The organism is Micromonospora sp. NPDC085948 (assembly GCF_040686315.1).
Taxonomy (GTDB): Bacteria; Actinomycetota; Actinomycetes; order Mycobacteriales; family Micromonosporaceae; genus Micromonospora.
In genome coordinates this window covers 1-16,934 of record NZ_JBFBJW010000023.1, presented here as the reverse complement: position 1 = coordinate 16,934, position 16,934 = coordinate 1, and the positions used below count along the sequence as shown (strand labels likewise).

General features: G+C 71.1%; 2 protein-coding genes. Both read left to right on the top strand.

Annotated elements, in window-relative coordinates; genetic code table 11:
- Positions 1-65 precede the first annotated feature (65 nt).
- Positions 66-15,293, top strand: a complete 15,228-nt coding sequence (locus tag AB0O48_RS33600) for an SDR family NAD(P)-dependent oxidoreductase (RefSeq protein ID WP_365069902.1) — start codon at positions 66-68, stop codon at positions 15,291-15,293.
- A partial coding sequence (locus AB0O48_RS33595) for a beta-ketoacyl synthase N-terminal-like domain-containing protein (protein WP_365069900.1) occupies positions 15,290-16,934 on the top strand: 1,645 nt, incomplete at its 3' end. The genes AB0O48_RS33600 and AB0O48_RS33595, both read left to right, overlap by 4 nt.

Genomic DNA, 16,934 nt, shown 5'->3' with positions numbered 1-16,934 from the left:
GCTACCACACACGACGTGAGGCGCACCCACCACCGACCGTGCCGACCCGCATCCGGAGGCATCACATGGCCGCCACCTCATCCGCGTTCACCGCCGAGCCCATCGCCGTGGTCGGGGTGGGATGCCGCTACCCCGGCGGCGTGCGCGATCTCGACGCGTTCGGAGCGCAGCTGGCCGCCGGCGCTATCGCCGGCCCGGTACCGCCGCAGCGCTGGGGCCCTGAGTTCTGGGACCCCACTCGAACCCGTCCCGGCACCACAGCCAGCCACGTGGGCGCGTTCCTCGACGACATCGACCGGTTCGACCCCGCGCACTTCGGGATTGCCCCCCGCGAGGCGGGTTCGCTAGACCCCCAACAGCGGTTGGTGCTGGAGGTCGCCTGGGAGGCGATGTGTGACAGCGGACGGACCCGTGAGCAGTGGGCGGCCACCCGCACGGGCGTGTTCGTCGGCATTTTGGCCAACGACTACGCCCTTCTGCACAGCAAGACACTCGGTATTGCCGGCATCGGTCCTGGATACGCCCCAGGCACCGAGTTCAGCTTCGCCGCCGGCCGGCTGGCACATGCCTTCGATCTGCGTGGCCCGGCTGCCGCGGTCGACACCGCCTGCTCCTCGTCGCTGTTCGCAGTCCACCTGGCCTGCCAGAACCTGCGTGCCGGGGAATGCGACACCGCGGTGGCTGGTGGGGTGAACCTGATGCTGGCACCGGAGCTGAGTGTGTTCATGAGCCGGGTCGGGGCGATCTCCCCCACCGGACGCTGCCGGCCGTTCCACGCCAACGCCGACGGGGTTATCCGCGGTGACGGCTGCGGATTCGTCATCCTCAAACGGTTGAGCGACGCGGTCGCAGACCAGGACAACGTCTACGGTGTCATCCGCGGCTGGGCGGTCAACCAGGACGGGCGCAGCCTCGGCGTGACCGCCCCCAATGCCATGGCCCAGGTAGACCTGCACCAAGCCGTGCTGGCGCACGCTGGGCTGACCGCCAACGACGTCGACTTCGTCGAGGCCCACGGGACCGGCACCCCGCTGGGTGACCAAATGGAACTGCTCGCCTTGAGCGAGGCCTACCAGCCGCGCTCAACGGACACCCGGCCACTGTTGATCGGCTCCAGTAAGGCCGTCTTCGGGCACACCGACGCCGCCGCCGGCATCACTGGTCTGCTCAAGGCCTTGTGGATCGTCAACGCCGGGCACGTCCCCGGTCAACCAAATCTCGATCAGATCACTACCGCCGTGGACTGGTCCGGCTCGCGCATTGCCGTGCCCGCCACCGGCATTGACCTGCCAGCGCTGGACCGTCCGGTACGGGCCGGAGTCAGCTCTTTTGGGCTCAGCGGCACGAACGTACATGTCATCGTCGAATCCCCGGTCGATGCACCGGCAACCACAGCTGAGCCGCCTTCCGCCGGCCCGTATGTCCTGCTGGCTTCCGCATCGAACCAGGCCGGAGTACCACAGCAGGTCACCGCGCTGCGCGAGCAGATTTCCACCACCGGCCGACTCGGTGACCTTCTTGCGTCGGCAGCAACCCGGCGCAGCCACGACAGCCACCGCTACGCCGTGGTCGCCGCCGACCGCGAGAGCCTGACGGCCGCTCTCGACGATTGGGAGCAGCACGGCTTCGCCGGCACCAGCGAGGCGGTCGACGGGCCGGCGCCGGTGTTCGTCTACTCCGGGCAGGGCGGTCAATGGCCCGCCATGGCTGCGGACCTCTACGACCAGGTGCCGGTGGTGCGCGACACGTTGCAGGAGTGCGACGCCCTCATCCACGCCCATGACTCCTGGTCGCTGGTCGACGAACTGCGCCGCCTGCCCGCCTCTCGGCTAGACCGAACCGACATCGCCCAGCCGGCCATCTTCGCCGTGCAGGTGGCACTGACTCGCTGGCTGACCGAACGTGGCATCCGGCCTGCCGCGGTACTGGGTCACAGCGTTGGGGAGGTCGCCGCCGCCCACATCGCCGGCTGCCTGAGCCTCGCAGATGCCGTCCGCCTCATCGTGCACCGCGGCCGAATCCTGCAGGAAACCGCCGGCACCGGCCAGATGCTCGCCGTGCACGCCGACACCGCCACCGTCCAGGCCATTCTCCACGACCTCGACGGCGCCGCCGTCATCGGCGCGGTAAACGGCCCCGCCACGGTCGTGGTCTCCGGCAGCCACGCAGACATCGACGCCGCTCAGACCGCCGTGACCACCGCCGGGCTACGCTCCAAGCTGCTGGGCCTCGACTATGCCTTCCACAGTCCTGTGGTGGCGTCCTGCGGGCCGCAGCTGCGCCAGGCGCTCCGTGATTTGCAGCCGGCCACGCCGTCACTTCGCCTGCTATCCGCGGTCGACCCCGAGACCGACAACCCGCACCTGGACGCCGCGTACTGGCAACGCAACCTCACCGACCCCGTCAAGCTGTGGCCTGCCGTCGACCGGCTCCTCCGCGAGGACCGATACACCCTGGTGGAGGTGGGCCCACACCCAGTGCTGTCCCGCCCGCTAGCAGAAGCCGCCGCCCTCCACCAGCGGCGTGGACCCGTGCTGCACACACTGCGCCGCGACACCCCCGGCGAACAAGCGCTGTTGCAGACCCTGGCCCAGTTGCACGTCGCCGGCGTCCAGGTCGACTGGGAGCAGGTCACCGGCAGGCCCCGCCGCTACCACCGGCTACCGGCACCGTCATGGGGCGGGGACCGCTACTGGCTGCCCGGAGTGCAACGCGGCCAGCAGAGCGCGCCCACCACCGCGGCCGCGGCACCAGCAGCAATCCGGCTCAGCATGCTCGACGCTGCTGGAAAGGTCGTCGGCGAGATGCTGGCTGCACCGTCCGGACCAGCACCGAAGTCACCGACCGGCGGCGCCACTGCCAACGGCCCACTCAACGCGCTGACGCCGGCCGCCCCAACCACCGCTGCCTTAGCAGTTAACCCGACCACCGCCGCACCCCGCGCAGACCTGGCAGACCGGGTCGAGGCAGTGACCCGCTCGGTGCTCGGTCTGAGTCGCGACGACCGCCTGCCGCGCCGCCGCGGACTGTTCGAGCAGGGCATGGACTCGCTGACCGCGGTGGAGCTGCGGACCCGGCTGGAGGCCGAATTCGGTCTGCCCCTGCCGGCCACCATCGTGTTCGAGCATCCCACCGTCGACGCCCTCACCGCTCATCTCATCGACGTCGGAGCCGCCACCAACCAAACCGCCCACCCGGCGCCCGCGGCGCAGCAGACAGCGAACAACGACTCCGCCGACGACACCGAGCACCTGGAGACCGACGCCGTGGCAGTCGTCGGCCTGGCCTGTCGGCTGCCGGGAGCCGACACCCCGCAAGAGTTCTGGGAACTGCTGTGTGCAGGCCGCGACGCGGTCGGCGAACTGCCGGCAGCGCGGCGCGCCGACCCCATCTGGGCCGAGGCGGACGCACAGGTGCCCACCCGCGGCGGGTTCCTCGATGACGTCGCCGGCTTCGACGCCGAGTTCTTCCGCATCTCCCCGCGTGAGGCCCGGTCGCTGGACCCGCAACAACGGCTGATGCTCGAGGTCGCCTGGGAGGCCCTCGAGGACGCCGGGCACCCCGCCGCCGGGTTGGCCGGTCGGCCGGTCGGGGTGTATCTGGGCTTGAACACCGCCGACTACCAGCAACTACTGACTCGTGACATGCAGCACGTCGACCACTTCTACGGCACCGGCACCTCGTTCGCCGCCACCGCCGGACGCATCTCCTACGTCCTGGGGCTGCGCGGACCGAGCATCGCGGTCGACACCGCCTGCTCGGCGTCGCTGACCGCCCTGCACCTGGCGTGCCAAGGGCTGCGCAACGGTGACTGCGAGGTCGCCGTCGTCGGCGGCGCCAACGTCATCGTCGCTCCCACCGTGTCGGTGTCCATGTCGGCCGCCGCAGCGCTCGCCCCCGACGGGCGGTGCAAGACCTTCGACGACGCCGCCGACGGATACGGGCGCGGCGAAGGCTCGGTGGCGCTCATCCTCAAACCCCTGCACGCCGCCAACCGCGACGGCGACCGCGTCTACGCAGTAGTGCGCGGCACGGCCGTTAACCAGGACGGCGCCAGCGGCGGCATGACCGTTCCCAACGCCGCCGCGCAGGTCGCCGTCATCCGGCAGGCTCTCAGCCGGGCCGGGTGGGCGCCGCACGAGGTCGACTACGTCGAAGCCCACGGCACCGGCACCCCGCTCGGCGACCCGATCGAGGTACGCGCCCTGGCCGAAGCCCTCGGCCCGGGCCGCAAGCCCGACACACCACTGCTGATCGGATCCGCCAAGGCCAACCTGGGCCATCTTGAGGCAGCCGCCGGCGTCGCCGGTCTCCTCAAAGCCATCCTCGCGCTGCATCACGGACAGATTCCGCCCCACCCCTTGAACCGGCCCTCCACCCGCATTGACTGGGACCACCTCCCCGTCACCGTAGCGACCACGAGTCGGGAGTGGCCCCACTCAGACAGGCCCGCACGGGCCGGCGTCAGCGCCTTCGGGTTCAGCGGCAGCAACGCCCACGTCCTGATCGAGCAGGCGACCGCGTCCACCCCGCAGCCGCCGGCACCGGCTCGTCCGGCACCGCCCTACGTATTGCCGATCACCGCCGCCACACCGCAGGCCTTGAACCACGCAGCCGAGCTGATGGCCGTCCGCCTGTCGACCGGCGGCGACGACCTAGACGACGTTGTGTATACAGCCGTGCACCGGCGGTCCTGGCTCGAGTACCGGCTCGCCGCCGTCGGCAACACCGCTGCCGACTTGGCCGGTGCCCTGCACCAGGCGGCCCGCGGCGAGCCCCCAGCGCATGTACGGATCGGGCATACCCCGGACGGCCACGCCCGCACCGTCGCGTTCTGGTACGGGCACGAGCTGCCCCCGAGCCGGACCCGGCAGCAGCTGGCCGCCGCACCGGACTACAACCGGGCGCTGGCCACCTGCGCCACCGCCCTGGCAACCTTCACCACACGCACGCCCGACCTGCACGCCGACCCGCCCACCGAACTGCACGCCGCCTACCTGTTCTGCCACCATGTGGCCGCGACCATGCTGTGGGCGGCCGTCGGAGTCAGCCCGCACGGCGTCGTCGGGCACGGCGCCGGGCAGGTGGCCGCCGCCTGGGCAGCCGGTCAGCTGGGCATCGACGACGCGTTGCGGATGCTGCTGCAGCCCGCCGCCGACGTCGCGCTGCACGACGCGCGCATCCCGCTGCTATGCGCCGACGCCGCCGACCCGGCCACCACCACAGGCCAACTCGCCGCCCGCGCCACCGCCCACCCGGCAGGCGGCACCGAAGGCTGCGCCCAGCGGATCAGCGCAGCGCATCTCGACACCGTCGTCGACGCCGGACTCGGACCCGCACCACTGCCTGTCGACGCCCAGAGCGATGTACACGCCGACGACCCGCTGCACCGCCTCGCCCTGACCGCAGCCGACCTGGTCGTCACCGGGGCAGTCGTCACCGGAGGCGGCCTGCCCCGCCGGCCAGTCAGCTTGCCCGGCTACCCGTGGCAACGCCGCCACCACTGGTACCGCGCCGCAGCCACGGAAACCGGCCGGCCGCTGCTGCCGTCGGTGATCACGGCGACGAGTGCGCAGGCAGTGCGGCGGCGCGCCGACCAGCTGCGAGCCTTGGTGGCCGACAACTCCGACCTGTCGGTCGCCGACATCGCCGGGGCCCTGGCCGGCGCGGTGGCGCCCCACCGGCATCGGGCGGTGTTGCTGGCCCGCGACCGCAACGAGCTGCTCGACACGCTGACGGCACTGTCGCACGGCGAACCTCGCACCGACGTCGTGGTCGCCGCGGCCCACGGCAGCCCACGACCGGTGCTGCTGTTTCCCGGGCAGGGCTCGCAATGGGACGGCATGGCGGCTGAGCTGCTCAACACCTCACCGGTGTTCGCCGAGCACATCCGCGCCTGCGAGCAAGCTCTGAACCCGCACGTGGACTGGTCCCTGAACGACGTGCTGCGCGCAGTGCCAGGCGCTGCGTCGCTGGACCGGGTGGACGTGGTGCAACCGGCCCTGTTCGCGGTGATGACCTCGCTCGCCGCGACGTGGCAGGCCCACGGAGTCACCCCCGCAGCCGTCGTCGGACACAGCCAAGGCGAAATCGCCGCCGCCTACATCGCCGGCGGACTGTCGCTGACCGACGCCGCCACGATCGTCGCCCTGCGCAGCCGGGCGCTGCGGTCACTGTCGGGCCGCGGCGGCATGGCCTCGCTAGGGCTGGACCCCGACCAGGCCCGGCAACGCCTGGAACCGTTCGGGCAGCGACTGTCCGTCGCGGCTGTCAACGGACCCGAATCAGTCGTGGTATGCGGCGACCCCGACGCGCTCGACGAACTCGTCGCCACCGGCACCGCCGACGGCCTGCACGTGCGACGCATCGCGGTCGACTACGCCTCCCACAGCCACCACGTCGACGACATCCGCGACGAGCTGCTCACCGCTCTCGCCGGTATCCAGCCTCGCACCGGCCAAATCCCGTTCTACTCCACCGTCACCGGCCAGCTGACCGATACCGCCGATCTGCAGGCGGAGTACTGGTTCGACAACCTACGTCGCACGGTGCAGTTCGCCCCGGTCACCCGGACGCTCCTCGATTCCGGACATCGCGTGTTCATCGAGGCCAGTCCCCACCCGGTACTCACCGTCGGCGTAGAGCAGACCATCGGCCACACCGGCTGCGACGCGGTAGCCCTCGGCACCCTCCGTCGCGGCGACGGTGGCCCGGATCGGTTCACCGCCGCCGCCGCCGCCGCGTACGCGCACGGCGTCGACTTGCACTGGCCCACCCTGCAGCAGACACCGTCGGACACGACGATCGTGCTGCCCGCCGAAGCGGCCGACTCCGACCTGGATCACCCCTCGGCGGCCGAGACCGCCTTCTGGCAGGCCGTCGACAGCCACGACCCGAACGCCGTCGCCGACACACTCGGCGTCGGCGACGGCGACACCCGTACCGCCGTCGACCAGCTCCTGCCGGCACTGACCATGTGGCGCCGCCGCCACCAGGCCCGCACCACCGCGGACAGCTGGCGTTACCGAATCGACTGGAAGCCGGTCACGGCCACCACAGCACCGTCCGGGACGTGGCTGCTGATCCGCTCCACCGGCGCGGACGCCGACGCGTGGCACGACGCCGCCACCACTGCGCTGGCCGCCCAGCACATCCAGGTACGGCACCTGAGGGCAGATCACGGCAGCCTCGACCGAGCAGCCCTGACCGAGCAGCTCATCCGCGGCATCGACGGCCTGCCCCACGTCGACGGAGTGCTGTCATTCCTAGCGCTCGACGAGGCGGCGCACCCGGCCCACCCCGATGTCACAACCGGCATCGCCGGCACTCTGGCGCTGGTTCAGGCCCTTGGAGACGCCGGCATCACCGCCCCGCTGTGGTGTGCCACTACCGAGACGGCCGCCGTGACGGCCGGCGACCGCGTCGACCATCCGCTGCAGGCGCAGGTGTGGGGACTGGGCCGAGTCGCCGGTCTGGAACATCCGGACCGCTGGGGCGGCCTGATCGACCTGCCCGCCCAGCCCACCGACACCGACGCCGACACGCTGTGCGCCGCGCTGGCCGCACCCGCAGGCGAAGACGAGCTCGCGGTACGAGTCGGTCGTCTGTTCGCCCGACGACTGCAGCATGCCGCGCTGGCCGGCATTACACCACCGCGGTCCTGGGCGCCGAGCGACACCGTCATGATCACCGGCGGAACCGGCGGAGTCGGCGCCCACCTGGCCCGGTGGATGGCCACGTTCGGGCCCACCCATCTTGTCCTGACCAGCCGCAGCGGAGAACAGGCCCCCGGAGCCGGTGCCCTGCGCGACGAGTTGACCGCGCTCGGCGCCCGGGTCACCATCGCCGCCTGCGACGTCACCGACCGCGCCGCTCTGGCCGCCCTGCTCGACCGCGTCGAAGCCGACGGCACCGCCGTCCGCACCGTGGTGCACGCCGCCGGAGTCGGCGACTTCGGCCCACTGCACACCGCCACCCCGGCAGATCTGGCCCGCGTCCTGGCCGCTAAGACAGCCGGCGCCGCCAACCTCGATGCACTGTGCGGCGACAGCGTGGACACCTTCGTACTCATCTCTTCCATCGCCGGTGTGTGGGGAAGCGCCGAACACAGCGCGTACGCAGCCGGCAACGCCTACCTGGACGCCGTCGCCGAACACCGCCGTGCCCGTGGCCTGCCGGCCACCTCGGTGGCATGGGGCGCCTGGCAGGGAGGCGGGATGACCCAGGGCGAAGGCGTCGAGCGGCTTCGCCGCCACGGCGTGCTGCAGATGTCGCCGCAGCAGGCCACCGCGGCGCTGCACCAGGTACTCGATCACGACGAGACGACCGTCGTCATCACCGACATGCAGTGGGACCGATTCGCACCGGCATTCACTTTGCACCGACAGCGGCGGCTGCTCGACGACCTGCCCGACGTTCGGCGACTGTCTGCGCCCGACCACAGCGCCGATCCGGCCGGTTCGGCTGATACCGCACTGTCGCGGCGCCTGGCTGAGCTCGGCGAATCGGACCAGCATCGGCTGCTTTTGGATCTGGTCCGTACTCACGCCGCCGACGTGCTCGGCCACCCCGGCGCCGAGACGCTGCCGCCAGACAGAGCGTTCCGCGATCTGGGTTCGGACTCGGTCACCGCTGTCGAGCTGCGAAACCGGCTCAATCAGGTCACCGGCCTGCGCCTGCCGGCCACTCTGACCTTCGACCATCCCACCTCTACCGCCGTCGCGAAACTGCTGCGCTCTGAACTCGTCGGGACACCTGCTACCGGCGCGGCGTCGGCCGCCGACCCGGCAGATCCGACGGGTGACCCGGCCGACGACCCGATCGTGATCGTAGGCATGGCCTGCCGACTTCCCGGTGGCGTCGACTCCCCAGAGTCGCTATGGGAGCTCTTGACCACCGGTGGCGATGCCATCACCGCCTTCCCGACCGACCGCGGCTGGGACCTCGACACCCTCTACGACCCCAACCCCGACACCCCCGGCACCTCCTACACCCGCCAGGGCGGCTTCCTGCACGACGTCGCCGACTTCGACGCCAGCCTATTCGGCATCTCCCCCCGCGAAGCCCTCGCCATGGACCCCCAGCAGCGACTGCTGCTGGAAACCTCCTGGGAACTGTTCGAACGAGCCGGCCTCGATCCGCGGGCTCTGCGCGGCACCCCGACCGGCGTGTTCCTCGGCGCGATCGCCACCGACTACGGCCGCAGCCAGCACGGCTCCGACGGCGTCGAAGGCTATGCGGTGACGGGCAGCGCGGCCAGCGTGGTGTCGGGCCGCCTGGCCTACACCTACGGCCTGGAAGGACCAGCGGTCACCGTCGACACCGCCTGCTCCTCCTCACTGGTCGCCATGCACCTGGCCGCCCAGGCCCTACGACACGGCGAATGCACCCTCGCACTGGCCGGCGGCGTGTCGGTAATGTCCAGCCCGAAAGCGTTCGTGGAATTCTCCCGGCAACGCGGCCTCGCCGCAGACGGGCGGTGTAAACCTTTCGCCGCCGCCGCGGACGGATTCGGTCCCGCCGAAGGCGTCGCCGTTCTGCTGCTGGAACGGCTGTCCGACGCTCACCGCAACGGCCATCAGGTCGTGGCCGTGCTGCGCGGGTCGGCGATCAACCAGGACGGCGCCAGTAACGGCTTGACTGCCCCCAACGGCCCGTCGCAACAGCGGGTGATCGCGGCCGCCCTGGCTCGCGCTGGCCTGGTGCCCGACCAGGTCGACGTGGTGGAGGCGCACGGCACCGGAACCGCCCTCGGCGACCCGATCGAAGCGCAGGCCCTTCTGGCCGGCTACGGACAGAACCGCCCGGCGGACCGGCCGCTGTGGCTGGGCTCGGTCAAGTCGAACATCGGGCACACTCAGGCCGCCGCAGGCGCCGCCGGTGTGATCAAGACCGTCCTGGCGATGCAGCACCGGACGATGCCCCAGACCCTGCACGTCGACGAGCCGTCCCCGCACGTGGACTGGACGGCCGGCGAAGTCCGACTGCTGACTGAGCCCCGCCCGTGGGATACGGCCGGACGACCCCGCCGCGCCGGCGTGTCGTCCTTCGGTATCAGCGGCACCAACGCCCACCTCATCCTCGAAGAACCCCCGGCCACCCCGCCCACACCCCACATCACGGCCGACGACCAGAGCCTCACCGACCGGCTCACAGAACAGACGCCGACCTTGCCGGTGTCGGCCTGGGTGATCACCGCACGCACGGAGACGGCGCTGCGAGCACAAGCCGCCCGGCTGGCCGACTTCACCGCGGCGCGGCCGGAGCTGGACCCTGCCGGCGTGGGACTGTCGTCGGTCACTACACGGGCCCACCTAGAGCACCGCGCGGTCGTCGTCGCCGACCACCGCGACCAGCTGGAGGGCGCCCTGCACCAGTTCGCCGCCAACGGTGACAGCCCCGACGTGGTGTACCGGACGGCGCGCCCGGATGCCCGGCTCGCCGTGATGTTTCCCGGACAGGGCGCGCAGTGGGCCGGTATGGGCGCCGGGCTCTATCAGGCCTCTAGGCTGTTCGCTACCACGATCGACGAAATCTGCGCCCACCTGGACCCCCAGCTGGATCAGCCTCTGCGGGATGTGCTGTTCACCGGCGATGCCTCCCCGGATTCCGGCCTGCTCGATCAAACCCTGTACACCCAGACCGGGTTGTTCGCCGTCGAAGTGGCCACGTTCCGGCTGCTGCAGCAGCACGGCGTGCGCCCGGACTTCCTGCTCGGCCACTCGATTGGTGAGCTTGCAGCCGCCCACGTGGCCGGGATGCTGTCACTGCCGGACGCGTGTGCCCTCGTAGCGGCTCGCGCACAACTGATGCAGCAGTTGCCGCCGGGCGGGGCGATGGTGTCCCTGCAGGCCAGCGAGGACGAGGTGGCGGCGTTGCTGGCCGGACTCGAGCAGCGGGTGTCCATCGCGGCGGTCAACGGGCCCACCGCGACCGTGATCGCCGGCGATGAAGACGCCGTCCAGCAGGCCGCTGAGGCCTGGCAGCAGGGCGGCGGCAAGGCGCGCCGGCTGCGGGTGAGTCACGCGTTCCACTCGCCGCGCATCGAGTCGATGCTGCAGCAGTTCCGGCAGGTCGCCGACCAGCTGTCGTTCAACCCGCCGCAGATACCCATTGTCTCCAATGTGACCGGCCGGCCGATCACCGTCGAGCAGGTCCGCGATCCCGGCTACTGGGTGCAGCACGCCCGCACCGCGGTGCGCTTCGCCGACGGTGTGAGCTGGCTGGCCGGACAAGGGGTAACGGCGTTCCTCGAGGCAGGCCCGGGCGGGGTGCTGTCCGGCATGGTCCAGGACAGCCTGTCCCAGTCCGGCGCAGGTCAGGTCATCGTGCCGACGCTGCGCCGCAACCGGGCCGAGCCACACACCATCGCCACGGCCCTGGCGCACCTGTTCACGCACGGTGTGCCCGTCGACCTCACCCCGCTCTACGCCACCGCGCAGCAGGTGACGTTACCGACGTACGCCTTCACCCGGGAACGGTTCTGGCTCGAACCGGTCGCGACCGGCGGCGACCCGAGCGGGGTCGGCCAGGGCGCCGTGGACCATCCACTCATCGGAGCAGCCGTGAGCCTCGCCGACGAGGGAGTGGTGCTGACCGGCCGGCTGTCGCTGCACACCCAACCGTGGCTGGCCGATCACACGGTCTCCGGGATCGTGCTGCTGCCCGGCACCGCGTTTGTGGAACTCGCCGTCCGGGCTGGCGACGAGGTGGGCTGCGACCAGATCGAGGAGCTCACCCTACACAGCCCGCTGCCGCTGCCGGAACGGGGCGGGATCGCCTTGCAGGTACGAATCGGCGCCGCCGACGACGCCGGCCGCCGGCCGTTGACGATGTCCTCACGCCCCGAGCACGACACCGACGGCCGGCAATGGGCCACACACGCTTCCGGCATTATCACCACTGGCCGACTTGAGCCGGCCGACCTGACCGCCTGGCCACCGCCAGGCGCGAGCGTGGTGAACATCGACGGGTACTACGAGAGCGCGGAGCACGCCGGCTACGGTTACGGGCCCACGTTCCGGGGGCTACGCGCCGCCTGGCGACGCGGCGACGAAGTGTTCGCGCAGGTCGCTCTGCCGGAGCACGCCCGCGCCGAGGCGGCCCGGTTCGGGCTGCACCCCGCCCTGCTCGACGCCGCCACCCACGTGCTGGGACTGGGCGACTTCTTCGACACCGATACGTTGCGTCTGCCCTTCGCGTGGAACGCGGTGAGCTTGCACGCCGCCGGCGCCACCGAGCTGCGGGTGCGGCTGTCGCCGGCCGGCCCGGACACCGTCACCGTCGACGTCGCCGACAGCACCGGCCGGCCGGTGCTGCACGCCGACGCACTGGTGATGCGCCCGGTGTCAGCCGAGCAGCTGCGCCGGGCACGCAACGCCCAACCCGGGACGCTCCTGCACCTGGACTGGGTCGAGGCCGCTCCCCAGCGGCAGACGGCCCCCCGCCGGTGGGTCGTGCTCGGCGCCGACCCGCTGGGAATCGCCGGCATCTCGTACGAAAAAGACCCCGCTGAGGCGTACCTCGACTTGAAGAGTCTGCGCGACGCCGTCGACGCCGGCCAACCAGCCCCGGACATGCTCGTGGTCACCACCGCCGCGCTCGGTGACAGCAGCGGCGAGCAACCGCCGGCCCGCGTGCGGCAGGTGCTGACGCTGCTGCAGGACTATCTCGCCGACCCGCGGTTGGCCTCGACTCGTCTGGTATTGGCAACCCGCAATGCGGTGTCCACCAGCGGCAACGACGCACCCAGCATGGCCGACGCCGCGGTATGGGGCCTGGTCCGCTCCGCGCAATCGGAACACCCTGACCGGGTGCTGCTGGTGGACTTCGACGGTCACGACATCTCGACGCGAACGTTGCCCACGGCAGTGAATTGCGGCGAGCCGCAGGTGGCAGTGCGGCACGGCCGGATTCTGGCGCCCCGGCTGACCCCCAGCGGCACCGAGGAGCTGACCCCGCCGACCGGCGTGCCGTGGCGGCTGACCGCCCAGGGCGGCACTGTCGACGCCGTCACAGCAGTGCCCTGCCCAAAGGTGGATGAGCCGCTGCAGGCCGGCCAGGTCCGGATCGCGGTACGCGCTGCCGGTGTGAACTTCCGTGACGCCCTGATCGCGTTGAACCTCTATCCCGGCGAGAGCATCCTGGGCAGCGAAGGCAGCGGCATCGTGGTCCAGACAGGACCGGGAGTCACCGCTTTCACCCCCGGTGACGCGGTGATGGGGCTGATCCCGCACGCGTTCGGGCCGCTCGCCGTCACCGACCACCGGCTGCTCGTGCCGGTCCCGCCGCACTGGTCGTTCGAGCAGGCCGCATCCGTGCCGGTGGCTTTCCTGACCGCTTTCTACGGCCTGTTCGACCTCGGTCAGCTCAAAACTGGCCAGTCAGTGCTGGTCCATGCCGCTGCCGGGGGCGTCGGCATGGCAGCCGTCCAACTGGCCCAGATGGCCGGCGCTGTCGTATTCGGCACGGCCAGCGAACCTAAATGGGACACGCTGCGCTCGCTTGGACTCGATGACGGACACATCGCTTCCTCCCGCACCACGGACTTCGCGCAGAAATTCCAGGACACTACCGACGGCCGTGGGGTAGACGTGGTGCTCAACTCCCTCGCCGGCCCGTTCGTCGACGCTTCCGCGCGGCTGCTCGTGCGCGGCGGCCAGTTCATCGAGATGGGCAAGACCGACCTACGAGATCCGCAGCAGCTCGCCAACGACCACACCGGTGTCACCTACCAGACGTTCGACCTGACCCAGGCGACCCCGGAGCGCATCGGGCAGATGCTCGCCGAAATCGTCGACCTGATCGAGCACGACCGGCTGCGGCCCCTGCCGGTCACCAACTGGGATATACGGCAGGCCCGGCAGGCGCTGCGGCACATCAGCCAAGCGCGGCACACCGGCAAAATGGTGCTGACGGTGCCTGCTCCGCTCGACCGCGACGGCACCGTGCTGGTGACCGGCGGGACCGGGACGTTGGGCGCTCTGGTGGCCCGGCGGCTGGTCACCCACCACGGAGTACGGCACCTCGTACTGGCCAGCCGGCGCGGCATGGCAGCCGACGGCGCCGACACCTTGCTCGCTGAGCTGTCCGGTCTCGGCGCGCAGGTCAGCATCACCGCGTGTGACATCGCCGACCGCGACGCCGCCACCCGGCTGCTGAACGCCATCCCGGCAGAGCATCCGCTGACCGCAGTGGTGCACACCGCGGGGGTCCTGGCCGACGCCACCATCGCCTCGCTCACCGACCGGCACGTGCAAACCGTGTGGGCACCTAAAGCAGCCGGCGCCCTCAACCTGCACGAACTCACGGCGACGATGCCGCTCGCCGCGTTCATAATGTTCTCCTCGGCGGCGGGCGTGCTCGGTAGCCCCGGACAGGGCAACTACTCCGCCGCCAACACCTTCCTGGACGCGCTGGCCACCCACCGCCGGGCCCACGGCCTGCCCGCGACCTCCATCGCCTGGGGACTATGGGCGCCGTCCAGCGCCATGACCGAGCACCTGGGCACCGGTGACCACGCGCGGATGAGCCGGTCCAGGCTTATCGGCCTAACCGCGGAGCAGGGCCTGCAGCTCTTCGACACCGCCCTGGCCCAGGCACCGGCCACCGTCGTGGCGGCCCACCTGGACACCACGACCCAGCGCCCAAACACCGACACGGTGCCGGCCGTGCTGCGCGCTCTCGTACGCCTCCCAGCACGGCCGGCCGCGACCACAGCCACCGACGTCGGCAACCTCACCCGACGGCTGTCCGCCGCCGCCGGACCCGAGCAGCGACGGATCCTGCTCGATCTCGTCCGGGTCAACGCCGCCGCCGTGCTGGGCCACGCCAACCCCGCTGGGATCGACGCCGAGCGCGGTTTCCTCGAGCTCGGCTTGGACTCGCTGACCGCGGTGGAACTGCGCAACCGGCTCACCTCGGTGACCGGCCTACGGCTGCCGGCAACGCTGGTGTTCGACTACCCGACACCAGCAGCCCTGGCCGACTACCTGCACGCCGAACTGGTCCCGCCCACCACCAGCGCCGCTGCCAGCGGCAACGGCAACGGCAGCACCGGACACGGCGTGATAGACGCGGCAGAGGCGCAGATCCGCCAGAGCATCGCGTCCATCCCGCTGGCCCGGTTCCGTCAGGCCGGTCTGCTCGACGTACTTCTCCAACTTGCCGATCACAGCCAGCCGGACACCGAACCTGGCCGGGACGGCGATGTCATCGACGCGATGGACGTGGCCGAGCTGGTCTCTATGGCACACGCCGACAACGGCCACAACGACGAAGGGAACCCGCGATGACGGTGGACACCGAACAGGTCGTCGGAGCCCTGCGCGCTTCGCTCAAAGAGGCCGAGCGGCTGCGCCGGCAGAACCAGCAACTCGCGGCCGCCTTGAACGAGCCGATCGCCATCGTCGCGATGGCGTGCCGGTTCCCCGGCGGGGCCGACTCACCTGACGCCCTCTGGCAGCTGGTGGAGTCGCGCACCGATGCCGTCACCGCCTTCCCGACCGACCGCGGCTGGGACCTCGACACCCTCTACGACCCCAACCCCGACACCCCCGGCACCTCCTACACCCGCCAGGGCGGCTTCCTGCACGACGTCGCCGACTTCGACGCCAGCCTATTCGGCATCTCCCCCCGCGAAGCCCTCGCCATGGACCCCCAGCAGCGACTGCTGCTAGAAACCTCCTGGGAACTGTTCGAACGAGCCGGCCTCGATCCGCGGGCTCTGCGCGGCACCCCGACCGGCGTGTTCCTCGGCGCGATCGCCACCGACTACGGCCGCAGCCAGCACGGCTCCGACGGCGTCGAAGGCTATGCGGTGACGGGTAGCGCGGCCAGCGTCGTGTCCGGCCGCCTGGCCTACACCTACGGCCTGGAAGGACCAGCGGTCACCGTCGACACCGCCTGCTCCTCCTCACTGGTCGCCATGCACCTGGCCGCCCAGGCCCTACGACACGGCGAATGCACCCTCGCACTGGCCGGCGGCGTGTCGATCATGTCCAGTCCCAAGGCATTCGTCGCGTTCAGCCGCCAGCGCGCGCTGTCGCCCGACGGGCGGTGCAAGGCCTTCGCCGCCACTGCGGACGGCACCGGCTGGGGTGAAGGCGTGGGCGTGCTGCTGCTGGAACGGCTGTCCGACGCCCGCCGTAACGGCCACCGCGTACTTGCGGTGCTGCGCGGCTCGGCGGTGAACCAGGACGGCGCCAGTAGCGGCTTGACCGCCCCCAACGGCCCGTCACAGCAGCGGGTGATCCGTCAAGCCTTGGCCGCCGCCCAACTCTCCCCGCAGGACGTCGACGCCGTCGAGGCACACGGCACCGGGACCTCCCTCGGCGATCCGATCGAAGCACAGGCGCTGCTAACCGCCTACGGCAAAGACCGGCGCGACGGCCAGCCGCTGTGGCTGGGCTCGGTCAAGTCGAACATCGGGCACACCCAGGCCGCCGCCGGCGCCGCCGGCGTCATCAAAATGGTGATGGCCATTCAGCGTGGCCTGCTCCCGGCCACCCTGCACGCCGACGAGCCGTCCCCGCACGTGGACTGGACCGCCGGCGCGGTCCGGCTGCTGACCGAGCCCCGCCCGTGGGGCCCGGCCGGACGACCGCGCCGCGCCGGCGTGTCCTCGTTCGGCATCAGCGGCACCAACGCCCACGTCATCATCGAATCACCTCCCGACCAGGCCACCTCCCCGGCACCGCAGGACGCCGAACCCATCACTGATCACATCTCCGCCGATCAGATCTCCGCCCACGGCGGGCACGCCACCGCAGCATCCGCAGGCACTCCCAACGGCAGCCGCCCGGACCGCCCTTCGCCGGCCGCACGCCCTGGCGGATCATCGGTGCCGTGGGTGGTGTCGGCGCGATCCGCGGCAGGTTTGCGAGCACAGGCCGACCGGCTGGCCGCATTCGTCGCCGCCGACCCGCTGCTGGACC